Source organism: Okeania sp. SIO2C9, assembly GCF_010672455.1.
In the GTDB taxonomy this organism is placed as follows: domain Bacteria; phylum Cyanobacteriota; class Cyanobacteriia; order Cyanobacteriales; family Microcoleaceae; genus Okeania.
In genome coordinates this window covers 1-25,266 of the sequence record NZ_JAAHGO010000102.1, presented here as the reverse complement: position 1 = coordinate 25,266, position 25,266 = coordinate 1, and the positions used below count along the sequence as shown (strand labels likewise).

At 37.6% G+C, this 25,266-nt stretch carries 24 protein-coding genes; 12 read left to right on the top strand and 12 right to left on the bottom strand.

Annotation, left to right across the window (positions count from 1 at the left end; translation table 11 throughout):
- Positions 1–120 precede the first annotated feature (120 nt).
- From F6K23_RS36190 to F6K23_RS36165, 6 genes are all read left to right on the top strand, one after another.
- A complete protein-coding gene (locus tag F6K23_RS36190) occupies positions 121–612 on the top strand; it encodes a hypothetical protein (RefSeq protein WP_293165422.1) in 492 nt (163 codons plus the stop codon).
- A gap of 14 nt (positions 613–626) precedes the next feature.
- Positions 627–1,196, top strand: a complete 570-nt coding sequence (locus F6K23_RS36185; protein WP_293165420.1) for a hypothetical protein — start codon at positions 627–629, stop codon at positions 1,194–1,196.
- 625 nt (positions 1,197–1,821) lie between these two features.
- Complete coding sequence (locus F6K23_RS36180; protein WP_293165418.1) at positions 1,822–3,639, top strand: type IV secretory system conjugative DNA transfer family protein; 1,818 nt, start codon at positions 1,822–1,824, stop codon at positions 3,637–3,639.
- 7 nt (positions 3,640–3,646) lie between these two features.
- Complete coding sequence (locus F6K23_RS36175; RefSeq protein ID WP_293165416.1) at positions 3,647–4,441, top strand: hypothetical protein; 795 nt, start codon at positions 3,647–3,649, stop codon at positions 4,439–4,441.
- Between the two features lie 16 nt (positions 4,442–4,457).
- The gene (locus F6K23_RS36170) at positions 4,458–4,802 is read left to right on the top strand and encodes a hypothetical protein (protein WP_293165414.1); all 345 of its coding nucleotides are present in this window, start codon (positions 4,458–4,460) and stop codon (positions 4,800–4,802) included.
- A gap of 101 nt (positions 4,803–4,903) precedes the next feature.
- Entirely contained in the window at positions 4,904–5,863 is a 960-nt protein-coding gene (locus F6K23_RS36165; protein WP_293165412.1) for a hypothetical protein, read from the top strand.
- Positions 5,864–5,910: 47 nt separating this feature from the next.
- Here the strand turns inward: F6K23_RS36165 and F6K23_RS36160 are convergent, their stop codons facing one another.
- On the bottom strand, positions 5,911–8,145 hold the full coding sequence (locus F6K23_RS36160; protein ID WP_293165410.1) for an ATP-dependent RecD-like DNA helicase: 2,235 nt from the start codon (positions 8,143–8,145) through the stop codon (positions 5,911–5,913).
- Between the two features lie 254 nt (positions 8,146–8,399).
- Complete coding sequence (locus tag F6K23_RS36155) at positions 8,400–8,732, bottom strand: hypothetical protein (RefSeq protein WP_293165408.1); 333 nt, start codon at positions 8,730–8,732, stop codon at positions 8,400–8,402.
- A 451-nt stretch (positions 8,733–9,183) separates the two neighbouring features.
- Between F6K23_RS36155 and F6K23_RS36150 the strand changes: the two genes are divergently transcribed.
- Both F6K23_RS36150 and F6K23_RS36145 read left to right on the top strand, forming a co-directional pair.
- A complete protein-coding gene (locus tag F6K23_RS36150) occupies positions 9,184–10,128 on the top strand; it encodes a tyrosine-type recombinase/integrase (protein WP_293165406.1) in 945 nt (314 codons plus the stop codon).
- Between the two features lie 35 nt (positions 10,129–10,163).
- Positions 10,164–10,979, top strand: a complete 816-nt coding sequence (locus F6K23_RS36145; RefSeq protein ID WP_293165404.1) for an endonuclease I family protein — start codon at positions 10,164–10,166, stop codon at positions 10,977–10,979.
- A gap of 542 nt (positions 10,980–11,521) precedes the next feature.
- On the opposite strand, the gene F6K23_RS36140 is transcribed toward F6K23_RS36145, so the two are convergent.
- Complete coding sequence (locus F6K23_RS36140) at positions 11,522–12,685, bottom strand: transposase (protein WP_293165402.1); 1,164 nt, start codon at positions 12,683–12,685, stop codon at positions 11,522–11,524.
- A 254-nt stretch (positions 12,686–12,939) separates the two neighbouring features.
- Positions 12,940–13,251, bottom strand: coding sequence for a hypothetical protein (locus F6K23_RS36135; RefSeq protein ID WP_293165400.1), 312 nt, complete (start codon positions 13,249–13,251; stop codon positions 12,940–12,942).
- A 27-nt stretch (positions 13,252–13,278) separates the two neighbouring features.
- Here F6K23_RS36135 and F6K23_RS36130 point away from each other — a divergent pair, with 27 nt between their 5' ends.
- Positions 13,279–14,082 (top strand): class I SAM-dependent methyltransferase, encoded by an 804-nt coding sequence (locus F6K23_RS36130; protein ID WP_293165398.1) that lies wholly within the window; start codon positions 13,279–13,281, stop codon positions 14,080–14,082.
- Between the two features lie 449 nt (positions 14,083–14,531).
- Here F6K23_RS36130 and F6K23_RS36125 read toward each other — a convergent pair whose 3' ends face one another.
- Together F6K23_RS36125 and F6K23_RS36120 are read right to left on the bottom strand one after the other, a co-directional pair.
- Entirely contained in the window at positions 14,532–16,868 is a 2,337-nt protein-coding gene (locus F6K23_RS36125; RefSeq protein ID WP_293165396.1) for a UvrD-helicase domain-containing protein, read from the bottom strand.
- A gap of 188 nt (positions 16,869–17,056) precedes the next feature.
- Positions 17,057–17,314 carry a hypothetical protein gene (locus tag F6K23_RS36120; protein WP_293165394.1) on the bottom strand — a complete coding sequence of 86 codons (258 nt, stop codon included), beginning with the start codon at positions 17,312–17,314 and terminating at the stop codon, positions 17,057–17,059.
- Between the two features lie 228 nt (positions 17,315–17,542).
- Between F6K23_RS36120 and F6K23_RS36115 the strand changes: the two genes are divergently transcribed.
- The 3 genes from F6K23_RS36115 to F6K23_RS36105 all read left to right on the top strand — a co-directional run bounded on the left by F6K23_RS36115 (position 17,543) and on the right by F6K23_RS36105 (position 20,773).
- Complete coding sequence (locus tag F6K23_RS36115) at positions 17,543–19,237, top strand: hypothetical protein (protein WP_293165392.1); 1,695 nt, start codon at positions 17,543–17,545, stop codon at positions 19,235–19,237.
- 53 nt (positions 19,238–19,290) lie between these two features.
- The gene (locus F6K23_RS36110) at positions 19,291–20,097 is read left to right on the top strand and encodes a hypothetical protein (protein ID WP_293165390.1); all 807 of its coding nucleotides are present in this window, start codon (positions 19,291–19,293) and stop codon (positions 20,095–20,097) included.
- A 64-nt stretch (positions 20,098–20,161) separates the two neighbouring features.
- On the top strand, positions 20,162–20,773 hold the full coding sequence (locus tag F6K23_RS36105) for a hypothetical protein (protein ID WP_293165388.1): 612 nt from the start codon (positions 20,162–20,164) through the stop codon (positions 20,771–20,773).
- 62 nt (positions 20,774–20,835) lie between these two features.
- Here F6K23_RS36105 and F6K23_RS36100 read toward each other — a convergent pair whose 3' ends face one another.
- The 6 genes from F6K23_RS36100 to F6K23_RS36075 form a co-directional block, all read right to left on the bottom strand.
- The gene (locus tag F6K23_RS36100) at positions 20,836–21,414 is read right to left on the bottom strand and encodes a hypothetical protein (RefSeq protein WP_293165386.1); all 579 of its coding nucleotides are present in this window, start codon (positions 21,412–21,414) and stop codon (positions 20,836–20,838) included.
- Positions 21,392–21,556, bottom strand: a complete 165-nt coding sequence (locus F6K23_RS36095; protein WP_202218480.1) for a hypothetical protein — start codon at positions 21,554–21,556, stop codon at positions 21,392–21,394. Before F6K23_RS36095 ends, F6K23_RS36100 begins: the two co-directional genes overlap by 23 nt.
- A 57-nt stretch (positions 21,557–21,613) precedes the next feature.
- Positions 21,614–23,695, bottom strand: a complete 2,082-nt coding sequence (locus F6K23_RS36090) for a hypothetical protein (RefSeq protein WP_293165384.1) — start codon at positions 23,693–23,695, stop codon at positions 21,614–21,616.
- 40 nt (positions 23,696–23,735) lie between these two features.
- A complete protein-coding gene (locus F6K23_RS36085; protein ID WP_293165382.1) occupies positions 23,736–23,951 on the bottom strand; it encodes a hypothetical protein in 216 nt (71 codons plus the stop codon).
- Between the two features lie 18 nt (positions 23,952–23,969).
- Positions 23,970–24,509, bottom strand: coding sequence for a hypothetical protein (locus F6K23_RS36080; RefSeq protein ID WP_293165380.1), 540 nt, complete (start codon positions 24,507–24,509; stop codon positions 23,970–23,972).
- A gap of 190 nt (positions 24,510–24,699) precedes the next feature.
- Positions 24,700–25,068 carry a hypothetical protein gene (locus F6K23_RS36075; RefSeq protein ID WP_293165378.1) on the bottom strand — a complete coding sequence of 123 codons (369 nt, stop codon included), beginning with the start codon at positions 25,066–25,068 and terminating at the stop codon, positions 24,700–24,702.
- Between the last annotated feature and the right edge of the window lie 198 nt (positions 25,069–25,266).

Genomic DNA, 25,266 nt, shown 5'->3' with positions numbered 1-25,266 from the left:
CTCCCTGGTTCACCAACAATAGTTGTGCCACTCACTTTTTTATGTTCTATCTATTAATTTGTTGGCTAAAATTTTGATTATCGTTCATGTATCTTTTCGTACTACATTGTGAAGTGCGGAATGTGGGTTTTAAGTGTGGGTTATAGCAATAGTCAATCTGATTTTCCACCAATCACTTGTTTGGACAATCGCTGTGGGAAATCTCTTGGCAAATACCATCTACACTCTACTCACCAAAAAGTAGTAGAAAGTATTACTCTGCATAATGAGGGCGAAATTTTTCTCTTGAATTTGAAAAACACCAACCATCCTACACCCACAGCTCTAAACAAATTTTTTCCCCCATCCAAACAAGATGAGGTGATGCGACTAATTATTGGTGAAGCTGCTCTATTAGCTCGCAGCGAAATCGATCCTACTACAAGTAAGTATTTTTGTGGCGATCGCTTGATTGAAAGAACTGCTCAAATTTTTGCTGGTGGGTTGTCCACCCCCATTGACTCTAGGGTAGCAAATGCTGACAATAGCCTAACTATACTGAAATTGGGCCAGAAAGTAAGGACTTATTACAACTCTCATAGTGGCACTGTAGTTAGCTGTGCCACTAACTAACCTATTGCAAAATTATGACACCCTCACAATCAAAAAAATATATTTACCTTATAGTCCCTTTTCTTAAAGGATTTGCTCTGTTTCTCATCCTGAGTGGATTATTCGGAATTATTGGGTGTGGCTCCCATGCTCAAGCTATTGGTGGTTGGAAACCTGCCACTAAAGTCGTCTCTTTAGAAACGGCAAAGCAAATTATTGCTGATAATTCGTCCGAAAAGGCTAACGAGAACACTTATACACAACTAGAAGCAATTCGTCTGACTAATAAACTTACTTTATTTAAGATAAATTCACCATCTTTTTGTGGATATTTTGGATGTCTACATCTTGCCTATCTAGAAGAAACTCCGGGAGAGTATAGACCTATTTTGAGGCGATATATTAATCCGCTCCTTCCTAAAAATACTACTCAAATCCAATTACTGAAAGAGCCGCCTAATGGTATTATTGCTAAAAGTTCCCTACCTTGCTTGCGATTTTTCCAAACACATCCCACAAACAATACCTTGCAAAAGATTACCGAATGTTTTGACGGACAAGTTTACAAGATTGTGGAAACCAGAAATAGTGTTATTAATAATTAATTATTAATAATTATTGATTTCAAAAATCAGGTTTAAAACCTCCCTTTTCGATTGAAATAATAAGTAATAATTGAGTTGCGGATTCATTGGGGGTAATATAGATTCCGGTTGAATAGTTATTGTATAGTTTTGAGTAGTGGAGTGGGGGAGATTAAATATTTAAGTAATTCTAGAATTATCAACATATACTATATAACCAGATTCTATATAATACCAATAAAAAAGTAATGCTATACTTAGCTGATACTTCAGTTTTAAAGTAATTAAAAACCACAAAAAAATCATTACCTAATTATCAACCAGTTATCTAATATTTCTGTTTTTTTTCTACTTTACTCCCTCAGTTACTTATTTTTTCAAAGTGTAGAAAAGTTATCTGTAAATAATATGACTTATGATTCATTGTTTGCATAATCATTTAATTCTAGATTTTTGTAATGAATTTATTGATTTTCAGACAGCGAAATATAAATGTCCTAAAGCTTTAAGTCAGGTGGTTTCGTTAATACATTAAATAGCACAGTTTAGCATGAAACAGCCCTGCTTTGTTGGTTAATTATTTATTTATCAGAGGTGGTTATTAATTGTTAATTATTAATTGTTAATTATTCAGGAGGAAAATCATTTGAAAATCTTAGCACAAACTACTCAACCACCACCATCTAACAATATCGCAGGCGATATAGGCAGCGCTTTTGGCAATGTCTTTGGGGGAGAAAATCTACCTCTAATTCTGACTATGGGAGGAATTCTATTAGTAATGCAACTTCTCGGTGGCGACAAAAAGCAAAAGCTCACCACCGCACATTGGGCAGGAAGAGGAGAAAAAGCTTCTGCTATTGGCAAATTATGTTCCGAAATTGAAAAGCGAAAAGTTTCTGAAATTGGCCTCTACTGTGGGGACTGGAAACTCAGGAAACGGAGTTCTATCGGCACTTTCTTTTCTGGCAATCCTCCTACTATTCCCGTGTGTACAATCAATCGAGGTGTAATGGTTGTCGGAGGTGCGGGTTGTGGTAAAACTTTCGGAGTTTTGAATCCTTTGGCCTCAGCAGCGATCGCTCAAAATCTTGGTTTTCTTCTCTATGATTATAAGGGAGAGCAAAAGTGGGTTGTAGCGACTGAAGCATTGCAGAATGGTTACAAAAATGTGAGGGTTTTTGCCCCTGGAAAACCATATAGTTGTTGTATCAATCCTATCAAGGATTTCATTCGTAGTGCTACTGATAATTTTGGAGCTAAACAATTAGCAGAGGTCTTATATCAAAATGGTTCCAAAGATAATTCGGGAGGAGACCCGTTTTTTGAACCCGCCAGTCAACAGTTACTACAGGCTTTAATCCAACTGGCACGGGCTACGGAGTATCCAGACTTGGCTATGTGCTATGCTTTAATCCAGCTTTCTGATTTAGAAAAAAGACTATTAGAAGCAACTCGCAAACGGGAAAAATATTCTCCTTTCCTTTGGTATCAATTCAATCAAATAGCTTCTTTAGCTAAGGAGGATGCAGGAAAAACTACTGGTGGAATTATCGCAGGGGCTTATAATTTATTACAGCCTTTGGTACAACCTCAATTAATGGCCTGTACTATTGGTGATTCAAGTATCAAGACCTATATTGATGATGGCATGATGCTTGTGGTTGAGAATGATATTGCTCGCCAAGATGCTCTAGCTCCCGTATTGGCAGGAACTATTCACATGATTGTTTTGCAAAACTTTGCCAAGCAGCGCCAGAGTGGCTTAGTTTTGATGTTTGACGAGTTACCTACCATAAAAGTCAATGTAGCGCAATATGCAGCAGAATTCCGGTCTAAGGGATGCGGTACTATTATCGGATTTCAGAACAACAAACAGCTTGAGCAACGCTATGGCAAAGAAGGGGCTACAATTATACAGGCAAACATGGCGACCAAGTTTTTCTTCAATCCCGGCCATGTGGAAACGGCAGAGGAAATTTCCAAATACTTGGGAGAGTCGGAAATCACCTACTCTACTCAAAATGTTTCTCATAATTTTGGTACTGGTGCTGCGGGGGGGTCACGCTCTAAAAATCAGTCTATTCAGATCGTGCCGTTGATGAGTAAGGAAGTTCTGCTCAAGTTTAAGCGTAGCTGTGTTTTTATTAATCCGGCTGTCGGAAGCTCTCAAGAGGGCAGCGTCCCCTGGCATATCAAACCCGAAATCAAATTACCACTACAACAGGTAAAACGCTTTCAGGGAAACGAAAAGATGTGGCAGGAGAAAATAGAACCTCGCTTAATTGCCTCTGAGTTTAAACGATTAGAAATTAGCAGTTATGATGAGTTGGATGAGCGCATGGCTGAAGAAATGAATAAGCGTATTGCTCTAGCAGAAGAACTTCTCCCTTTACCCGAAGATCCAAAATCTTCCGCAACAATTAGTTCGCGTCGCAGTAACCCTTTACCTATAGATATTTAAGTAAATTATGAGTGAAACAAGCATCGAAATACCTGATACTGTTCGGCGTGCTGTGGGATTTGAATTGACAGCCACAAAACTGGAAAATTTTGGGGATGAATGGGCTGTTTTTGCCCAACAATATCGCAGTTTTTCTGAGCAAATTAAAGAGCAAAGTCTTTCTGGGGGGATGTCTGAGGAATTATGGGAGGAAACTAGGCAAGCTTTGCTTGATGAGCGTGAGAATTCATCCTCAAATTGGTTACAGATTGATTTTTTTCCTTCAGTTTTGAGTGATAAGAATTCTACTGCTAGTAGTAGTGATGCTGCTAGTGGAGTCACTGTTAATACTGTTGATACAGAAACACATCATCAACCTATAACAGCAGTTCCGGCTATAAACAATACCACTGAATTTAGGGACAAAGACGAACCTGACATTTCGGATACTGAGGAACTAGCAGACAAAGAAGAATCTGAAGTACAGGAGCTAGTAGACGACGATCCTTTGCAACAAGACTTGGTTCAACGAGCAGTTCCTATCCTTTTTGCTGCCCTAGAACGTTATGGGGCTGTTTCTAATATGGGCCTTGACATCCGGCTCGAAGGCGAACGCAATTCTGTTACTTGGTCTATCCTCGATCGCAAATTAACTGTAGAGGGAGAGGAGAATATGGAGATTTTGTTTGATTCAAACAAACAAGTAGAATCCTTCAATTCGAGCCTGAGCAAAGAATATGTGGAGCATCTGGAAAATCAAGTCGCTCCACAATTAGAAGCACCAAAAACCACCAGAATTATTGATAAAAATATTAGTCGTTGATAAGAGGAGATATTTTATGATTGATCTAAATTTGGATAATATTGATTTTAGTTTTCAGGAAAAGCTGATAGATGAAGTATCCATTGTTGCGAATAATATACTTAATATTCATGGTACGAACACATTTGATTCACCTACACATCAAATAGTGTACGAACCAGACCACGCTACTATGTCTATCATAGACCGCAGGACTGGCCAAACTGTTAATAGTGTTCGTGATGGTGACGGATGGATTGATAGTGGTTCAAATGCTTCTGCGGATATGTTGCACGAGTTTTTGAGACTGCAAGACCGCTTGGAAAAAGAAGCTCGGGAGAAGATGAACTCAAATAGAGGCAGAGAACAACTTAGTAGATAAAGATACTCTCTTAACGAAAAGTAAAATTGTGCAATAGGGAGTAGATATTGCCTATTTCCTTCTCATAACGACCATTTTTTCAGCCTACTTAATAATATATTATGAGCGAATGTTACCCAGTCTTAAAAATCCCCAAAAAAATACTTGATATTGATGTACAAATACCTGATATAAAAAGACCTGAACCCACAGTACCTTTGCGGACAAAAAAACCTGTCAAACCTGTGATGTCTAAATTAATAAAACCTAAAAATCTCAGATTTATATTAATTAGTTTAGGTGTATTTTTTCTTTCTATTTTTATACCGATACCTATGCCTCATAGAGCTATTTTTCTACTGTTAGGATTTACAGTAGGAACATTTATCTACTTTAATAATAATCTCCAATACGCGACAAAAAAAACTGAATATGATTCGGCATTAAGACAATATGAACAAGCATTAAAGCAGTGGCAAGGCCAGGAATTATCAATAACTAATAGCCACAGTCAAATTTTAACAAATCAGATTGATTTTATTCAAAGGAATAAGGTCATTGAACATTATAAACATCGGTTCAACCAGCTCGAAGTATTGTCTCCTACTCCGGGAAGCTCTGCACCAAAAGGTCGCACTGAATTTAGTTTTTATGATAAATTAAATCGTTATTTTCCTGGGCAAATACTAATAGATTATAAGATGGTAAAATATGTAGAATATCCATATACTCCAGACTTTATTTTACATTTACCAGCGTGGAACTTATATGTAGATATTGAAATAGATGAGCCTTATGATGCAAAGAAAAAGAAACCTACTCACTGTATTGATGTTCCGAAAGATACAAATAGAGATGATTTCTTTTTGGAGAAAAATTGGGTTGTAATTCGTTTTGCTGAAGAACAAATTGTAGAATCCCCTAAAAGTTGTTGTAAATTTATTGCATCAGTTGTGAGTGCATTAACTGGTCAGTCAATTCCTGAAGAATTACAAAATACACCTAGATTGAAAGATGTGCCTAGATGGAATACAAAAAAGGCGAAACGGATGGCTCGGAAAAAATACCGAAATTATTATTGATGATTTAATAGCGGTTCCCACCTGAGAGTCGCAAAAAAGCTAGACAATTATCTAGAAGGAAGCATTGAGGGACAGATTGACCTCAACTCAACAAATAATGACTGCAACCTCGTATACCGCTGTTGGCCTTCATTCCTCACCGCAATAGAAATCGCCTTTTTACTCCCCACCACAATTACCAACTTCTTCGCCCTAGTAATCCCAGTATAAAATAAATTGCGATTCAACATCAAATAATGCTGCATATACAATGGCAGAATTACCACTGGATATTCACTACCCTGACTCTTGTGAATAGAAATACTCCAAGCTAAAGCAATTTCATTCAAATCTGGATAATCATAAGTAATACTACGCTCACCAAAATTCACCACCACTTCCTGCTCTGTGGTATCAATACTATTAATTATACCCAAGTCCCCATTAAATACCTCCCGCTTATAATCATTAGTCTGTTGAATTACGCGATCGCCTACCCGAAAAATAGTTGCGCCCCTAACCACTTCAGTTTTTTCAGGAGTTGGAGGGTTAATAAGCTCCTGTAAAACTTTATTCAAATTACGAGTTCCCAATAACCCTCGACTCATGGGACAGAGAACTTGCAAATCCTTTGTGGGAGTTAAACCAATACTCGGAATAAAATGTTCAACTAGATCGCAAATCGTTTGAACGCCATGTTCGGGTTGAGTGCCACCCCCATGCCAAAGACAATCAGATTTAGGAGAATTAGAAATAGGTTCAAATTGGGGTAATTTTCCTTGATTAATTTGGTGAGCAGCAGTAACAATAGCACTTTGAGCTGCTTGGCGAAACACTTGTGTTAGTTTTACCACCGGAATTTTTCCAGAGGAAATCAAATCTTTGAGAATATTCCCCGGTCCCACACTAGGCAGTTGGTCTGCATCTCCTACTACCAATAGTTGACAATTCTCTGGCAAAGCTTTTACTAACGAATAAGCCAGAAAAATATCCAACATTGAGCTTTCATCAATAATTAGAGCATCGCATTTCAGGGGGTTATCCTCATCACGCAGAAAATCCATTGTTTTCGGGTCAAATTCTAGAAGGCGGTGCAGGGTTTGAGCTGGAAGTTTAGTTACCTCTCCCAACCTTTGAGCAGCTCTACCTGTAGGTGCTGCCAATAAGATACTTTTACCCATAGCTTTCCATAGCTCAACTATTGTTGCGGTGGTGAAAGTCTTTCCACATCCAGGGCCACCTGTCAAAATCATCATTTGAGAATAGGCAGAGGTTTCAACTGCTAGTTGTTGTTGTTGGGAAAGTTGAATTTGGCGACTTTGAGTAAAGCGTTGTATCCAATTGCGAACGCGGGGAATATCTGCCTCAACTGTTTGAATTAGGCGTTGGTGTAGCAGTTGTGCAAGGTTTTGTTCGGTATGAAAAATACTGGGTTTGTAGAGAGCAACTTCCCCATCTGCTCCATCTTTCATTAAGTCTTTGTCTGCCTGCATCTGAGTGATGACTGCCAAGATAGAAGCAGCTTCAGCCTCATGTTCATCTTTTGTTAGTAGTGTTTTAGCTTTTTCCACCAACTCACTTTCAGGCAGGAAACAGTGTCCGTCTGAAGTGGCCTCGGTAAGTGTGTGTAAAATTCCTGCTTTGTAACGAAACTTTGACTCTAAAGGGATGCCCACATTTTCAGCAATTTTGTCTGCTGTGAGAAAACCTATACCATAGATATCTTCTGCTAATTGATAAGGACGTTCGGTGACAGTGGCGATCGCGCCTGTACCATACTGTTTATAAATCTTAGTGGCGTAAACTGTTGATACGCCGTGACCTTGGAGAAACATCATTACTTCTTTGATGGCTTTTTGTTGTTCCCAGGCGTAGGCAATTTGTTCAATTCTTTTCTTGCCAATACCTTTAATTTCCGTGAGGCGTTCGACGTTATTTTCGATGATATCTAAGGTTTCTAGACCAAAGTGGTTGACAATACGTTTAGCAGTCACAGGTCCTACTCCTTTAATTAAACCGCTGCCGAGGTACTTTTCTATTCCGGTGAGGGAGGCGGGTTTGGTTTCGGTGTAGTGGGTAACTTGGAGTTGTGGGCCATATTGGGGATGGTCGCGCCAAAAGCCTGTGATTTGGAGGGTTTGTCCTGGTTGGATGTTGGCGAAGTTGCCGATGATGGTTGTGAGGTTGTCGGTTTTGGGGAGTTTGAGGCGAGCTACTGTGTAGCCAGACTCAGAGGAGTGGAAGGTGATGCGCTCTACTATTCCTGTGAGGGTTTCTGTGGTGGGAGTGGCGGGAACGGGCATTTTCTGGAGGATGGGTTAGGAGGTTATTTGAGAGCGTTTTTTTTGATGTCTACTATTTATTTTAGCTAATTTACCCCAGTTCTTCCAGAGTTTTGAGCTGCAAAAACCTACACCTGATTCCCCACTAATCCTCTTCAACCCAAGCGTTAGAGGCTACAGGTGGTTCTGGTTTCACGCTGAAGTAAACAGGTTTCCAACTAATCCGCATTAACCCAAGCGGTGGGGAGGTTGTGGTATGATGACTTGACGTTTCATCATAAGTCCGATCGACTCTTTCCAGGGCATCTGTCTAGTTGGTCTAGTTGGCTATGGTCTCGTGGCGGTTCTGGTTTTTGGGGAGTTTCGCTCTTGTCTCGTGTAGAGACTTGTAGACTTTGAGCGAGTGAGAAGGCAGGAGGCAACTTTACCTTCAGCTTTTTCTCCGAATTTGTTAAGACTATGGACGCACATTGTTTTTCCCGATTGATGTCGCAACGCCAATCAGGTTGGTTGTAGGAGAGGAAACTACAACTTTTGTCTAGGAAAAACTGACAAAATACTTCAGCTAGTGAAATTGAGCCATAAGTTGCTAAGAGCAACTTTATCAACCGATTAGGCTGCTGTCAAGAATTATGCTTTACCCAAAAATTAATTAATAATTCTTAATTTTTAGATGATCCAACGCTCGGTTGGACATGACTTAGCCAGTTGGCCAATACTTTTACCCGTTGAATTATTTCCTAATTGAACCTGATGATAAATTCAACAAGTCCAATAATTTTCGTGGCCTTTTAATTTAATTTACAAACTTTTCTGGCTAAAACTTCAGTAAATATAATTAAGCTATTACTAACTAATTTATCTTTTATACAAATAGCTAAAATTACAGTAATCGTGCTATAATAAAATATAGAAAGGAGTAAAAAAGAAATACATAGACACTAAAAAGTATTAAAAATATCTCAAACCAGAGAGAATTCAAAAGTAATAAAAAGAGGATAAAAACTGTGACAAAATAACTCTTGAGAAGCAAACTTTAAAAGAGCTATTACTGTAATCATGGAAAATATCTCTGTGTGTGGCCCAGACCATCTCGGACTCACTGCCCCTGTCCCTCTTAACCAACATCCTGTGGGGGTCTATTTGGCCTCTTTGAGTCCTGGTTCTGTGGTCACCATGAGACAGTCTCTCAACACTATGGCCTCTCTCTTGACGAGGGGTGAGTGTGATGCAATAACTCTGGATTGGTCTAAACTCCGTTACCAACACACCGCTGCACTCAAAGTTGTCCTTAGACAAAAATATTCCCCATCCACTGTCAATAAAATGCTTTGTGCTTTGAGGCGGGTATTAAAAGAGGCTGTTCGTTTGGATTTAATCGACCCCCAAAACTATTCACACGCAGTAGATTTATCTAATATGAGAGTTCAAGGTAAACCTAGAGGTCGCGCTCTGACTCGTTCTGAGATTACACGCATCATGGAAGTCTGTCAGTCAGATTCACCAATAGATGTGAGGGATACTGCAATAATTGCTATCCTACGGGGTACGGGTTTGCGTCGAGCTGAAGTGGTTAATTTAGACTTAGAAGATTTTGACCCTACAACCGGAAAGGTGCAGGTACGTCTGGGGAAGGGCGGTAAGGATAGAATGGTTTATTTGCCAGAGAGTGCGATCGCACTTGTGGAAAATTGGTTAAAGGTAAGAGGAGAAATGCCTGGACCATTATTGTGTCCGGTTAATAAGGGTGGCAACTTACAGATGCGCAGAATGTGTCCTGATGCTGTGTTGAAGATTTTGAAGAAACGCGCTCTACAGGCGGGTGTTGAGGAGTTTAGTCCCCATGATTTTCGTCGAACGTTTTGTTCAGACTTGCTCGATGCTAATGTAGATATTGTGACGGTTCAGAAATTAGCAGGTCATGCTTCACCCGTTACTACAGCGAAATACGACCGACGGGGTGAGGAAACTAAAAAACGGGCGGTGCAAAATTTGGAGTTTTAGGTTGTTTTTATTTGTTTAAAAGGAAAAAAATACTTATGCAATTAGTTAAAAAAATCTTATTATGTGTCTGTTTAAGTTGCTTTTTTCTAGTCAACTTTTCGTCTAATGGAATAGCTTTTAACTTAGAAAGTAGTCAACTAGAATCAATTATGCCAGAGCTTAATGGTATAGAACTATTGAAAAAAGTAGCTAAAGAATATGCTCCCAAAAAAACTTTTAGTTATAAGATGGGTAGAGATATCATGTATACAAAAATTGATAACCATGATGGTGTAGTTCAGGGTATATACACTGGTTATAGTATTGATTTAGACCCCAATTCATCTAATCCTAGACAAATAGCATATCAAAATGATATTAATGCCGAGCATATTTATCCTCAAAGTAAGGGAGCAAGAGGTTCTGCTAAGAGTGATTTGCATAGTCTTTTTCCTGCTTATAAACGGGTCAATAGTGAACGGAGCAATAATCCTTTCGCAGAAATTAATGATTCATTCACAGATAAATGGTGGATAAATAATCAAATTTTACTTAATCAACCCATTACAGAAATTGATAATTATAGTGAATCATTAACAGGAAGTGAATTTGAACCCAGAGAAAATAAAAAGGGTGATGTAGCTCGTGCTATGTTCTATTTCTACACGGTATATAGAAAGCAAGCTAATGCCAAAGACTCTAACTTTTTTCCACAGCAAAAAGAAATACTTTGTCAGTGGAATATTGCTGACCCTGTTGATGATTTAGAGATAACTCGTTCTCATTTAATTGCTAAATATCAAGGCAATGAAAATCCTTTTGTGTTAGATTCAAATTTAGCTGCAAGAATCTATTGCGAGGGAAATAGTTAGTAGCCATATAGGCTTTTTCGTGTGAGTGGTGTGAATCTTTTTCTACTCAAATTTCCAATTGTGCCTAGTTCACTTCAATGGGGAATTATTGTGAAAAAAATGTGAGTGTTCAACAATTAATAATTAATGATTAATGGAGGGGTAATATTTACTTTGAAAACCCACACAATATCCCCTGGCTAAAATCATAATAGATATCTCAGTAATTATTAATTATTAAGGAAGCCTTTTTAGATAAAAATTTCAGCATTCTACTCTTTTTACCCTTTGAAATAGTATAGTCGGCGAACACATTTCAGGCCGCCAGCTAAACTTTTTACCCAACACGACCGCAAGAAAACATTTTTGCAAAAATACAAAAACAAGTTAGTGCGGTGTCGGTTGGGTCGCTGCGCTAAAAAGTTTGCCTGAAATGTTTAGTATTGTTCAGAGAGTATTAGGAATTGAAATCATTGTTATATTTATCAATAATTTCAGCTACATCTTGATTTTTAATGTGCCAAGAAGTTTGACACTCCACGGACTCAAAGTCGCGCGGATTCTTAAGTGGCATAAATTTGATAGACTGAAGTCATGTCAAATTTCACCCTTAATGGCATAGCCAAAGATGCCTCTAATCTGTCCGGGGTAAACCCATTCAGGTTGCTTTTTACTCCAATGTTTGCTGCACCGTTAGCATCAGCATTTATCAATTTTCCTTTCCTAGTCTTGTACAAACCACGCTTTATTCGTTTACCACTAAAACTATATTCCGTGGGATTATCAGCATTATACACAGGTATTAAATCACCATCTAAAAAACTAGCTTTAGAAGTATAGGATTCTTCCTGTTCAGTGTAGGTCAAACCATACCTATCACACATAGCTTTTAGTTTAAATCTAAAATTATGGTGTGGTATTTGTACAAAATTTTGGTTAGTTTTTTTGCCTAAATTGATATTTTGCTTCATGCCAGGATTTACACCTAAAACTAGAGTAGATATTCTATTTTCAATACACCAGTTGATTAAATACCTAGCAGCTTTATTCAAGTAATCTCTGACTTTATTATTCCGATTTACCGTAATGCTAATTTGTCTCTTTGTTAAACCTTTAATGCCCTGTTTGTCTTTTATAGACTGCAATCTAGAATTTTCTTTGTTGTACCACTGGTTGATTGATTTAAGTTTTCTACCGTCTAGAATAAACGATGACCCAGTATTTGATACACAAGTTGCTAGATTGTCTAAACCAAGGTCTATTGCTAGTGCGTTTGATGATTTTACTACTGGCTGTGCTTCTGACTCTGTAATAAATTCTACTTCAAAAAATCTGGCATCAAATCTAGGAATTATCCTAACTTCCTTGAGATTCTTGTCTGCTAATCTTTCAGGAAAAGGTATTTTTACTGCACCATATTCAGTCTTGAATTTCCGAGACATTGGAATATTAAAGTATCCATCTTTTAACTTAATCCGAGGTATTATTAAAGGAAAATAACCTTCCTTTTTTAGGTATCTAGGTAGCCGTATTTGCTCAAACCGATATAGACCTTCTTGAGCTTTTTGGTAAAGGTTGAAAAATGACTTAAAAGACCTATCTACAACTTTTAAAGTTTGCTGTGCAATATCAGTTTGAAGTAGCTGGTAATTTTCATTATCTTTGCAGTAATGGTAATTTGATTCGTATCTTAGATATCCTCCCTCAGCAAAATAGAATTGTCGCACAGCAATATTGCCCTACATTGTACATATTCTTAGTCAATCTGCACAATTGTCTTAAAGATTTAAATTCCTGACTAGACAAATTTCTAATTTTGTTTTTTTGGGTTAGGTACATAATTGAGTTTTCGCTGTATAATACTTATATTAGCGAAACAACTTTCAACTGTCAACATGACTACGGGTTAAAACCCGCGCCCGTCGTTTCCATCCACCGCTTAAAAGACGGTGGTTTCCCACTTACCGACTTTTTACTATGACTAAGATACTTTTTCTGGATTAATTAATTCTAATAAACCCACAAATCCTACCCAAAACGTATAGACTCCATAAGGAAATGCCTGTTTTCCTTGAACAGAAGCATAATATCCTCCTATAATAGCCTCAATACCATGAATCAAAAGAGCAGGACGTTCTACCCAAAAAATCCATTTAAAATGAGGAGAGATTTGCCAATCAGTCAAATAAACGTTAAGATTGGCAAGTTCCCATGCGAGCGCACTTGAGATGAAAATGATAGAGATGACTTTAATGCTGGTGAGTCCCCATTGTAAACTTTTTGATGTGTTCATAGTTTTCGCTTGCTTAAGACTAGGATAATGATGATAGTTCTATTTTCTCAAATCCAGAGATTTTTAGCCAATTTTTTGATAAAATATCTGATAGATACACAACAATTAAAATTGTATCAAACCATTGACTGGGAGAAGGAAGTCACTCGCTTTCAAGCTTTAGGATTGACTTATCCATCTTACTATACATCGGTCAATTTTCACGGCATTAATCAGGGTTATCTTAATCCAGTCGCTGCTTTAACTTATGATGCTGTGACATCTTGGGCGACTTTATTCGGTGAAAAACAGTTACGTCAAGGTTTAATTCATTCTATTAAGAGTGAACCTCAAACCATTTTAGATTTAGGTTGTGGGACAGGTTCAATGACAATTGAACTCAAAAAAACTTTCTATAGCGCGAAGGTAATAGGCTTAGATTTATCTGCTTATATGTTAGTGATGGCTGACGATAAAGCCAAACAGCAAACCCTTAATATTGAGTGGAAACAAGGGTTAGCAGAAGCAACAACTTTTCCGGATTCTAGTTTTGATGTGATCACTATTTCTATGTTGCTGCACGAAACGCCACCTCATATTTCTCTAGCTATTTTAAAAGAAGCTTATCGGCTACTTACTTGGCAAGGACAATTAATGATTCTGGATGGAAATCAACAAAGATTGCGTCATGTTTTATGGTTGGCTAAACTTTTTAGAGAACCTTATTCTCCTGTTTATTCTCAAGGAGATATCAGACAATGGTTAAAGTCAGTTGGATTTCAAGATGTACAAATGCAGCCTCAATGGGGAATTTATCAAGTTAGTCATTCAATGAAACTTTATACTTTATGAATGACGAACAAACTTCTATAGGGAGCATCCCATTTTTGCAAAAATACAATTTTGTAGGGATGATGGGGAGAGAGGGGGATGGGGGGAAACAGCACCGATTACTGACTCTTGAAAAAGGACAATTGCTACTCAATCCCCTCTAATACCAATTCCCATGCATTATTGCTATACTTGGACAGTACTTCAGTTATTAATTAATTAGCACAAATAAAATCACTTTTTTACTAATTTAAGCTCAGTTCATGTTAATTATTCTTTTGTTTGCTTCTCCCCAACTCCCCCACTCCCCTGTTCAACAAAGTGTAGAAAAGTTTTTGAGAAATGGTATAACAACATAGATTATACGCACGGAGTTAGACTCAAACTAAGCGTATAAATCTAGTTAGAAGAGCAGCGATAACTTTCGTCCTTTCTCCACGGAATGTCCTATACGGATTTACGCGATCGCCTCAAAATTCAATATCTCCTGTGTATTCCCAATCATCTAAATCAAATTCCAACTTTCTCTCTCCCTCCCGAGCTTCCCACAATTTACGATAATCATGCGGTAGCCATTTAGGCCATTCTATCTCCCCTTTTCTCTCCCCTAAAACCAACCACAAAATACCACCCTTAGCACGAGTCAAACATCTTGTTAAAGCAATATAAATGTTATGTTGCTCCTGTTGCCTTTCTTCTTGACTTTGCTTCTCATATTCAATTGGCATCTGTTCGGGATAAATAATAAATGTGTAGTGCCCCTCACCTCCTTTTCCTGAGTGAATGGTATATAAATCAATGATTTTTTTAGTAGTATTTGATTCATCAAAAATTTTATCTATCTCAGTCTTCCAATCATTGAGTGATTTAGGCTGAAACTTAGCAAATAACGCCACTAAACAATCTCTATAATCTTTCAGTTCAGTTAATTTTTGCTCCTGGATTTTTTCCGGTAACTTGCTAATCGAATTAGCCTGAAATAGAAACCATTCCTCTACCTGATTCAAGAAACTATTTACATGATATTTACCCCGCACAACTTCTTTCACTTTATTTAGTAATTTTGCACCTAAATTTCTATCTTTAACTCTGGCCGGATAACCAGCAGTTAGTAATCGAATAGCAAAAATAATTAAGGGAGCATTTTTCCGACAAATACCAAAAAAAGATAAAGAGCGATCTGCTCCATCAAATATATCTAAAAAGTTAGTTTCTCTAATAATTCTAATTTCTCCATCTGGAGCAGTAGGAGCTGGTTTTATGTTAATATGTGGGTAGATTTCTCTGACTAACTCCAAATGTTTCTTGCCACATCTCCAGTTGGTAGTTAGGGGCATTTTATCACAGTTGAATTTTTTACCTATTACATCAATTCCATCTATTAAACAACCGCGAAAGCTGTAAATTGCTTGATTTTTGTCCCCACAGGCAATTACAAAATTCTTAGACGGATTGTAAAGCAACTTAATAAATTCTATTTGCAATAAGTCTGTATCTTGACACTCATCTACACTAATTACTTTAAACTTATTTGACCATTTTTCAAACACATCTTTATACACATTTTGGTCGTGCCAGAGTAGCCAACTTTGGTCGAGAAAATCAATGTGCAATTCCTTAATTCCTTCGTCCAAACCCGCTTCTAATACATCGCAAGCAGCTTCAGTTATTTCCGATAGCCTATTCTTGCAGATTTTCATACCATATTTAGAGGAAATTTCCCATACATTATCTTCGGTTATCTCATCTAGGAAATAACAATGCAACCTCATTTTATCAATTAAGTCTAAAAAATCAGTCTGAGTTTCGACTGCTATTTCTTTATATTGATTTTTAGTTTGTAATTGACCTCTAATTTCTTCTCCCCATTGATTGTAGGAGTTTAAATACTTTTTTCGTTGAGCTATTTGTTGATATTTTCCATTATTTAATTTAAATTGTTTGTGAGACTTGCCTAAAGCATCTCTTAGTATTTCATAGCCAAAGCTATTTAAAGTTTGTACCGACTTTTCCCATTTTATTTCACTTAATTTATTAGCTAAATCTTGTTTATTTTTCCGACCAAACACAACAAATCGACATTCTAATGGGGATAGCTTTTCGGACTTCAAAACCTTAGCTATTTCAGCTAACATAGTACTTTTTCCCGTCCCGGCAAGTGCTTCAATTAATAATCCTTTCTTCTTAGTTTGTGTGAGGCGAGCGCGTACAGATTTTATAATATTATATTGCTCTTTGGTTAAGAAGTTACCGTCTGAAGTTTTATAGTCGGAAAACTCAACTGCTGTATCTAGCTTTTGTGGGGTTACATTGGACGTAGATTCAAATTCTGGAATGCCTGGTGTATCTTGTTTTTCTGAGGTTATAGACTCTGATGCCGACTCCTGGAATTGAAATAGAGGCAAATCTGCTATAATCTCCTGTATGTCTGGTTTTTGGGGTGTGGCTTTTAATACAGGTTCTATTTCTGTTTCGGTAAGATCGATATCTTCCCAATAGCTAATAAAATCATCAGGAGAAAATTTTCCAAATATTTTATCTAATAATTTGATTAAAGAATCGTTTAAAAGTGCCTTAGACAAGTTTTCCGGTAAATTATTGTGTTTTTCTTGCTGTTCCAGTGATTCATTATACAGCAGGAATTTTTCGATACTATCCCATTTACTGAGGATAAAATCAGGCTCTAATTTCTTCGATAAATCATTAATTTTCTCCCCTAAATTTTCTTCAATTCTTATCGTTTTTGTAGGAGCTTTTGCTGGCCTTCCTGCTCCGGTTCTAGCCCCTCCTCTATTATGATATGCCATGACTTTAGAATGTTGTGACGATTATCTAATATCACTATATCATATATCATAGACAAGTTTTCCGATAGCAATTGCTATCGGAAAATTAGATGCAAAAAAAAAACAAGAGCGTACACTCCGGTATGAGTGTATTTCCTCCATGTAAAAATACGAATACTTATGATAATGTTCGACAAGGCCGAGGCAATTTAACCACTATCAGAATTACCCGCCCCACCACCTACAGAATATGTTTGTTTTTGCTTAAGAGCGATCGCATCACATAAAGCATTTCTCACAAATTCTAATCTTTCTTCTCTGGGCATTTGGTCTAATATGTCCATCGCTGATATAGGTATTCTTACCGACACAGGTTTTTTGGATAGTGGCTCGTCAAACTTTTGGCCGAAGCCATTCCTGATGTTTTTTGGCTGCGATCGCCACATATTGTCTGGTTTGCCCTTCATAATTTTAGTCCTTTTTTTTACCTGTGTTTACACATTAAATATACCATTTATTTTTTTCTTGTAAAGGGTTGACATTGAAGTGTAAACACATTTATAATGATAGATGTAAGAGGGTAAAACCTCTACAGGGACAAAAAAAAGGACACCGCCCGCTCCTACCAAAGTTGAGGCAATGTCCTTTAAATGTCCTTCATAGTCCGTAAACAAAGAACCGGGAAGGCAAACATTATGTTACTAAAATCCCAAACAATTATCAAGCAAGAAGAGTTGGTGTCTATCTTAGAGGCTCAACTCAAGAAAGCAAAATCCAGACTGACTGAGCTAACAAAAGCTGATACCAAGATTAAGTCAGTTGTTGCAGAACTAGAATCATTACTGACTGAGCATCCAGATTACAAACTGCTGGTAAGCGATCGCCTCAAGCTCAAAGAGCCAGAACCTACACCAATGCCAGTGCGAATTGAAATTGAATCAATTGAAATTGAGTCAGTAGGTAAAACAGCCGAATATACTGAATCAGAAATAGAAGCCTATGATAGTTTATTCGGTGACGGGCCACCACAAACCGCACCCCAAACTGAGGAAATAATTACTGAGAAATCCGCACAAATTTTAGAAAATCTGAATGAACCTATTGAATCACCATACTCATCTGAAGCAGAAATAGCTCAATTAATTGAAGCACATGACCAACTCTCTCAAAGAAATCAGCCTACGGAACAAGAAATTTCCGCATGGGATTCTGGACATGAGCAGGTACAATCCGTAGTATTGCCGATTCAATCCGACGACGAAGAACAAAAATTTGCTCTGGTTGAAAAAGTATTGTCAGAACTGGATACTTTTGAATTTTCAAAGACCCGAGGCATTCCCAAGATAGCTATGTACATAGAAATTCAAGGCAAATCTTTAGGGATGATTTTTACCGACAAAAAAGATTTAGTAAGCACTATCGAGCTTGAAGAAAACTTGATTAGGACTTACGCATTAGATTTGCCTTTACTCCTAAAGGATGTGAACGAAGGTAAATCTATCACTCTTGATAATTATTGCTTATCTAAAAAATCAGAAGTAGGCAAAGTTCAGGGGCAAGACAAGCCTACAGCTAAGGCTACTGTCGAAACTTTAAAAGCTGCTGATGTTGAGCAAGTAGAAGATGAGTCAATGGTTCAAAAACCTGAACCCACGCTCTCGCAACTGAAGGAACAATTGTTGAGCAAAAAGAACAAATCAGAATTAGAGGAATTTAAAGCATCCATAGGTGCAGATAAGGCTCTTGAGATTTGGGAAAGCTGCACCCTAGTCTCGAGGAATCTCATAAAGTGCATCAACGTCGTCGCGGATTCCAAGCGACCTGCCTTACCCTTTGACTTAGTTGGTTGGCACAACGCTCTTGGGAAGCTAGAAATTGCCCGGTATGTAGGTTTTTACTTATATGGCAAGCAAGTAGAGGATTCCAAGCGGGTTATCTACTTAGTAAAGCATGACACATTCAAGATAGTAGATAAACGATCGCTCAAAGGAGTTTCGGCAAAAGACCAGACACCTTGTCCTCCTGAGTTAACGGCCAAATTAGAAAAGGCACTCTCTGAACCACAGCTACAGCCAGACACAGAATCAGAGCAACCATCCGCTCAGGAAATAGCCAACAATAACTTCACAGGACTAGGTCCCGCCCAAAAGTCCCAAAGTGTTTTACCAACTGGAAAACAGCCAGAGGAGCTAGCATCCAAACCAAGGGTAGAAGCAGGCGACATCATTGAAGTACATACCAAAGACAGCATCGCATATGGCAAAACTGTTGAGGTGAACTTCGTCAAAGAAGATGGAACAGTACACGTTGACTGGGATGGTAAAAATGTATATATTCCAGCAAGCGGATACACGATATTCTCCAAAGGACTGAACCTAAAAAAAATATAAAGTCATCCGAGGCGTGTAATAATTCCGCCTCCTCCCTAGACGGGGCGGATACCTTGGATGACTATGTTTACATTCCAGATGATTTTGATTTTAGCTTTTTATACGATGACGACGATCCTAGCTGGCTAGATGCTATCAAAGCTGAAATAGAGAAACTAGAAGGCTTTCAAGTAGAGCATGATGAGATGATTCTCAAGGTTTGGCATTACGGGACTGAAATTGGTACAGCATATCACTGTGGAGGCCACCTAGACATCACCCCTAGCTTAATTAATGAGTTGGAAAAGTACGACCTGAACTTGGAAGCCTTCATGGTAAATGAGCAAATCTACTACCAGCTCATCACTCCAAAACACATCTTGCATCCAAAAATCAAGTCAGGGTTAAACCATAGGGTTGTCTGGAGTGAGGATGGGGATTTTCAGCACAGTGGAAAGGTTGACGGCTATCATTTTTCCTACCTCCGTAATTCGTATCATGGCGATTACATCCAAATCATCCATAATAATAGCCCGTACTGCTCTTTTTGGAGCAGCATACCAAAAGATATCTACTCATATTTTGAGGCCATTTGGAGGGAGATTAAGAATAGCGATCGCCTTCCATTAGAACCTAGTTTAGGTTCTAAAGTAGCTTCGTATTTACCTTTAGGATACAAAGCTTACAAGGCAGGCTATGGTGACGATAATAGATCGCAATGTAAAGTAGAGCGCAGTAAGAAAAAGTATTGTTACATCAAGCGCTTCCGGGATTGTGAGTATTATGTATCTCCAACTATCAACCATCAATTAATGAGCAAACGAGTTGATAGTCTTAATAAGGCTATATCAGAAGCTCTAAAAATGATTGATTCAAACTAACATAAATGCCCCCGAAACAAAAGAGGGCAATAAACACAACAATTTTTTTTAGGATAATTAGGCCATGTATAATGTATTTGGAGAAGTAGCAGAAAACTCAATCCTTGTACCCGATTTAGCTATCGGGCTTCGCAACAACTGTCAAGGGGGAGTTTGGACCCTCGGTGATAGTCCAGCAGGTGGTAAATTGCACTGTTCAATCCTCAAGTTTAGTAAATGGTTTGGGGACTTGGGTAGTACAAGTAATGAATTATGGGGTCAAATTTTCCTGGTTGCTGAACCCGGTAGCTCAGAGGATATCCCGAACAATTGTGTAATGGTATCTTATATAAAAACCCGCTCCCTATCAGACTTTAATCGCCTAATCGTCCAGTTACAATCGAGAGGCATCAATCCCGCTTTGGGGGTTTTTGCGCCTAAATACATAAAGCACTCGAAAAGCTTACAGGACGAAAAAACAGCCGTCTACTATAGTCTTGAATGGCATTGGAGAGAACGGACTGAGGAGGATAATAGTATTGATAAATTATCTGAATGCTTGCAATTTAGCGATCGCCTGATAGATTGTCGAGGAACGGCAAAAATGCAATGTTTGGATGGTTTATCTGCTCCCGAAATTCAACAAATTCTCAGCGTCCGACAGCAAGAGAAATTATTAGTTGGGGCTGAATCTTAGCTTTGTTCGGGGGTTTATACGCCCCCTTGAGGCTATATTCAGAGTTCGAGCCGGAAAAAATCCTACCTCAATAGGTACAAAAACAAACCAACTAAACGAGCATAGAAGTGAAAAACTCTTTGAAATAAATTAGGGTACTTATACCAAATCGGGTGATTATAGACCACATATATTATTGAGAGAAACTTAGTATATATAGACTGTATTTTACTCATTTGTGGTCTAGCTAAACTGAATTTAGTATTACGACCTTTTTTGTCTTGCTCAGAAACTCCAATTGGATAGATGCTACCAACCAACCAACTATGCACAATGGCATGAGCAGTTTTTGATAAAACTATACAATCAATATTCCATTTTTCACTACCTAAATTCTTGTAAGTACAATGATGCACAGCGTAGGTTTTTAATTTTATCCAAGGAAAAACTTGACAGCGATTGCCTACTTTTTTCTTGAATATTTTTCCTTTGGCTTTCCACTCTGGAGATTGGATATAAGTATGATAATTTACCTTTGGTTTTCCCTGGATTTCTACTGGCCTATCCAGGAAATAGATTATTATTTTTGCTGTTGTCATTAATAATAATCTGATGATTCTGAATAATATTTTTATTGGTTTATAGAAAATTACTTTTATCATAAACCTTCTTTCCTTTTTCATCGGCCATTACTCTCTTAAACCACTCATCATGTCCCGAAGTATCAGCAGGTAAATTGTCCCATAAAAATTTATAGTAGTGCCACAAATCCCAGTATTCTTCATCGCATGGAAACAGTATCAAATCTTTCCAATTTATCAAATTACAATTTAATTTTTTAAATCAAAAAATGACTTTTTTTCATCTTAAAGCCTCTACTGCATCCGATAACTTTACAGAGAATTGTTTACCACAATCCCCACATTTATACCGCTGTACTTTACCACTTTTTAAGGAGCGCACACCATTTTTTGGGAGGTTTTTTCCTCCACATTTAGGGCAGCTATTATTAGCACTATTTCGGCGGTTATCCTCCATTTCGACCTTTGGCGGTTCGGGAGGATTAAGATGCTCTGTTGATTGTCCTAACTGGATTTCAGACTCATCCTTCTGTGGAGAATTTTGCTGTTCGGCGTAGAATCCGGGAGGAGGCAAAACCTCCACAAACGCCTTCTCTTCACCGGGACAAATCAACCCAAAATACTTCTCACCCCGTTCGATTAAATCTGAAGTTTTAGCTACTATTTCATTTTTCTCTGTAGCTGATTTTATCTCCCGATTTATCACACTAGGAACCTTGGCAGAGTCGCCTAAATAATACCTGGTGAAGTTGAAGCTACCACTAACAGTTAAGCCGTTTGTATTAACATTTGATTCTTGAGTCAATAAAATAATTCTTATTTTTAAAGCCCGACCAACTGTAGATAATAATTTAATCGCTTTGCTATGTAATTCTTTATCATACTCTCTCAGCATTAAAGATTCATCTACTACCCAGATTTGAGGTTTTATTTCTGGTAATTCATCTCCATTCTCCGCAGCAATAGTCGCAGCATCTAATCTATTTTGTAGAGAGTTTACCATATCTTTAAGACCATCAAAACTGGTACGAAAATCCTCATTAATGGCATTTAAACCCTTGTATTGTGGTTTAAATTTTTTACCTGCAAACTTCCATTCTGTATAAGGATATTTGGGGTCAATTACAAATATTTCTGCATTACCTCCAAAATGAATATTAGCTAAAGCAGCAATATTATCTACTAAAGTAGATTTTCCCCTACCAGTTGCGCCAATAATTAAGTCGTGGTGAGATTTCACAAAGGTATCATCTAACCAACAAGTATCACGCTTTTTAGTAGTACCGGAACTGACAACAATTGGATTAACATCTCTAGATTTTTCATTTTCAGTTTTTACTAATAGATACCCTCCTTTTATTTCAGTGTTACAAAACTTACCAGTTGATAATTCCAAGGAATGATTAATCTTTAAAGCTTTAGAAGCTTTGGTAGAATCTACTAGGTAAAACTTAAAAGCTAAAGTATCTCCATAGCGATTAAATTCAGCAAAGGAAACGTTAATTTCGTTCTCTAAATAAGTATTCTGAATTATTTGAGAGAGGTAAGCTTCGTAACTTGCACCATGAGCAATTCTTAGCTTACTACTATTCTTTAAATTAGTATTCTCAGATTGTAGAGAGTTTAGTGCATCTTGATATTTTAAAAGCTGATGCTTGTAGAGTTCATTAGTTCTTACTAATTCATCAAATTTATCTTTTTCTGCCAATAAAGCTTTTTCTACTTCCAAGGCTGATTTCTCTTGATTTATTTTCAGTTGTTCTTTGTACAAGTTCAACTGTTTCTTTATATCGTCTAACCTTCTTTCTTCAGCAATTATATTATTTTCTCTACTATAAAACTGCTCTAGTTTATGCTGAGATAAGTCTAACTGATTCCTAAGTTCATCTGATACAGCGATCGCCTGATTTAATTCAGTGGTAAACTCATCATTTAATTGTTGTTTGATAACTACTATTTCAGCTTCATACCTATTAGCAATTTCTATCGAAGCTTCTTTTACACGAACATCACAGGTTTTTAACTTACGAGTTAACTTATCTATATCTTGAGCCAATTCAGATATTTTAATATCCTTTTCTTGCGTAGCTTCAACAATTTTATTTTGTAGAGAATTTATTAAGTCTTCATTTTGCTGCCGTAAAGTTGCTAATTCTAAATCAGCATCTTTTGAAATTTTATCGATTTTTTCTTGAGAGGAATTAATAGTATTTGCCAGAGTCGAGGTACTGACTATAATTCCCAAAAAAGAGCTACCTAATAATACTAATTTAATCTTTTTCTCCAGGTACACATTCATTGATGAAAAAACGAATATTCCTGTAGAAACAATAATCCCTGCCACTGCAATTTTGAACTTCATAAGCAAAAAGAAAAAGGGGGAGAATTACTCCCCAAAAAAATTAAATATCTACGAAATCAACTTGCTCACCATAATTCTTACCATTGCCAGATATACCAACAACCGATTGAGAACTAGCATCAGAGTTAGAAGCAACGGGAAGGCTGCTTAGATTAACAATGCCCACCTGCTGACCCAAATTATCGCCATCATTAACAATGCCAATCACTTTCTTGACCTGACGCTGGAAAACCCCTTTTTTAGAACTTTTACTCATTCAAAAAAACTCCTGCAACTACGACTCAATAAATATCCCATCCAACACTTCAAAATCAGCAGCATAGCGAGATTTAAGACCTGCCTGTAGCTGAGTAAGATTTAATTTTGACTCCTCTATTTGCAAATGCCGAGTGTTACCTTGAACGGTCATCATCTCTCTTTCTTGCACAGAAGACGCTTGCTCAAACATCAATTTATCCTGAAGCTGAGAATGCTTTTCCTGAGACAAAGAAAGGCGAGTCTGCTCTTGCTCATAATTTACATCTGCGATTAACTGTTTAACATCAGCAATATCAGTGTTAGTGCTTTCGATGTTGTAGTTAATTTGCCTTTGCTTAACTTTCTCACCAGAAGCAGCCACATCCCAAGATTTAGCCAGCAGGTTATTATCCATAATCTGCAAATCAAGTGAGCGCATTTGACCTTCTTTGTGCTGCTTCTGAAGATCGTAATCATGCTGTGTAATTGACTCAGTCCCATCAACGCTAACAGTAGAAAGCCTCTGACGAGCAGATGAAAATTTAGGCTGTAACGAAGAACCTAAAGTATAGGTCATTTGTTTTTGTACTCCTTATAAAATTTTTCAACTAATCTCCATTGCTGCGTGCGCTTATTCAAACATTCTGAATGCTGTTGTTGTAATTTCTGAAATTCAGAGAAATAAGCGGTTTCTGAATATTCATAGTAAGCTATCGCACCAACAAAACCCACAAAAATAGACACGCATATCTTTGTAACTTCTGCAATCATTTTGAAGTGTGGCCTAGCTGCTCTAGTATTTGTGCCATCCCATCATTGAAATTACCCACCAGCGCAGCTCCACAACGCGCCGACATTTCTGTCCCTACTTGCCCATAAAAAGACTCTAGAGAACTGGTAAGTTGGTCGAGCGCATTTCCGACATTGCTTGCTTCGTTTTTAATTCTGAATATTTGAGCCATATTAGCTGTGGCTTTAGAAGAATCGTATTTAGGTGCGGGAACAATATTAGCTACTGGCTCTGATTGAGAATAGGAAGCCCATACTTGCTGCTTGAAATCCTCATACAGCATCTTGCCTGGATTTTTAGTACCATCTGGGAGCTTGGGAGCGATCGCTTCTTGTAGCTCTTGCATTTTCTCCAAGGCCAGAGGGGTGGTTAGCTGTTGAATGAAAATTGTATAAAATAGTGGCTATTTGTAGAAAAGTGTGTTAATATTAAATAGGCAACTAAAGCTTAGGAAATAATTCATGTGAATGCGACTTGTTGACAGACATATTATTAACCGAACACATAACTTTTGGCGAGTGTGTGATGAGTTAGCCTTTAAGTC

Coding starts and splice junctions, on each gene's coding strand:
- F6K23_RS36190 (WP_293165422.1), top strand. CDS start 121: ATGTGGGTTTTAAGTGTGGGTTATAGCAATAGTCAATCTGATTTTCCA.
- F6K23_RS36185 (WP_293165420.1), top strand. CDS start 627: ATGACACCCTCACAATCAAAAAAATATATTTACCTTATAGTCCCTTTT.
- F6K23_RS36175 (WP_293165416.1), top strand. CDS start 3,647: ATGAGTGAAACAAGCATCGAAATACCTGATACTGTTCGGCGTGCTGTG.
- F6K23_RS36170 (WP_293165414.1), top strand. CDS start 4,458: ATGATTGATCTAAATTTGGATAATATTGATTTTAGTTTTCAGGAAAAG.
- F6K23_RS36165 (WP_293165412.1), top strand. CDS start 4,904: ATGAGCGAATGTTACCCAGTCTTAAAAATCCCCAAAAAAATACTTGAT.
- F6K23_RS36160 (WP_293165410.1), bottom strand. CDS start 8,145: ATGCCCGTTCCCGCCACTCCCACCACAGAAACCCTCACAGGAATAGTA.
- F6K23_RS36150 (WP_293165406.1), top strand. CDS start 9,184: ATGGAAAATATCTCTGTGTGTGGCCCAGACCATCTCGGACTCACTGCC.
- F6K23_RS36145 (WP_293165404.1), top strand. CDS start 10,164: ATGCAATTAGTTAAAAAAATCTTATTATGTGTCTGTTTAAGTTGCTTT.
- F6K23_RS36135 (WP_293165400.1), bottom strand. CDS start 13,251: ATGAACACATCAAAAAGTTTACAATGGGGACTCACCAGCATTAAAGTC.
- F6K23_RS36130 (WP_293165398.1), top strand. CDS start 13,279: ATGATGATAGTTCTATTTTCTCAAATCCAGAGATTTTTAGCCAATTTT.
- F6K23_RS36125 (WP_293165396.1), bottom strand. CDS start 16,868: ATGGCATATCATAATAGAGGAGGGGCTAGAACCGGAGCAGGAAGGCCA.
- F6K23_RS36120 (WP_293165394.1), bottom strand. CDS start 17,314: ATGAAGGGCAAACCAGACAATATGTGGCGATCGCAGCCAAAAAACATC.
- F6K23_RS36115 (WP_293165392.1), top strand. CDS start 17,543: ATGTTACTAAAATCCCAAACAATTATCAAGCAAGAAGAGTTGGTGTCT.
- F6K23_RS36105 (WP_293165388.1), top strand. CDS start 20,162: ATGTATAATGTATTTGGAGAAGTAGCAGAAAACTCAATCCTTGTACCC.
- F6K23_RS36100 (WP_293165386.1), bottom strand. CDS start 21,414: ATGATAAAAGTAATTTTCTATAAACCAATAAAAATATTATTCAGAATC.
- F6K23_RS36090 (WP_293165384.1), bottom strand. CDS start 23,695: ATGAAGTTCAAAATTGCAGTGGCAGGGATTATTGTTTCTACAGGAATA.
- F6K23_RS36085 (WP_293165382.1), bottom strand. CDS start 23,951: ATGAGTAAAAGTTCTAAAAAAGGGGTTTTCCAGCGTCAGGTCAAGAAA.
- F6K23_RS36080 (WP_293165380.1), bottom strand. CDS start 24,509: ATGACCTATACTTTAGGTTCTTCGTTACAGCCTAAATTTTCATCTGCT.
- F6K23_RS36075 (WP_293165378.1), bottom strand. CDS start 25,068: ATGCAAGAGCTACAAGAAGCGATCGCTCCCAAGCTCCCAGATGGTACT.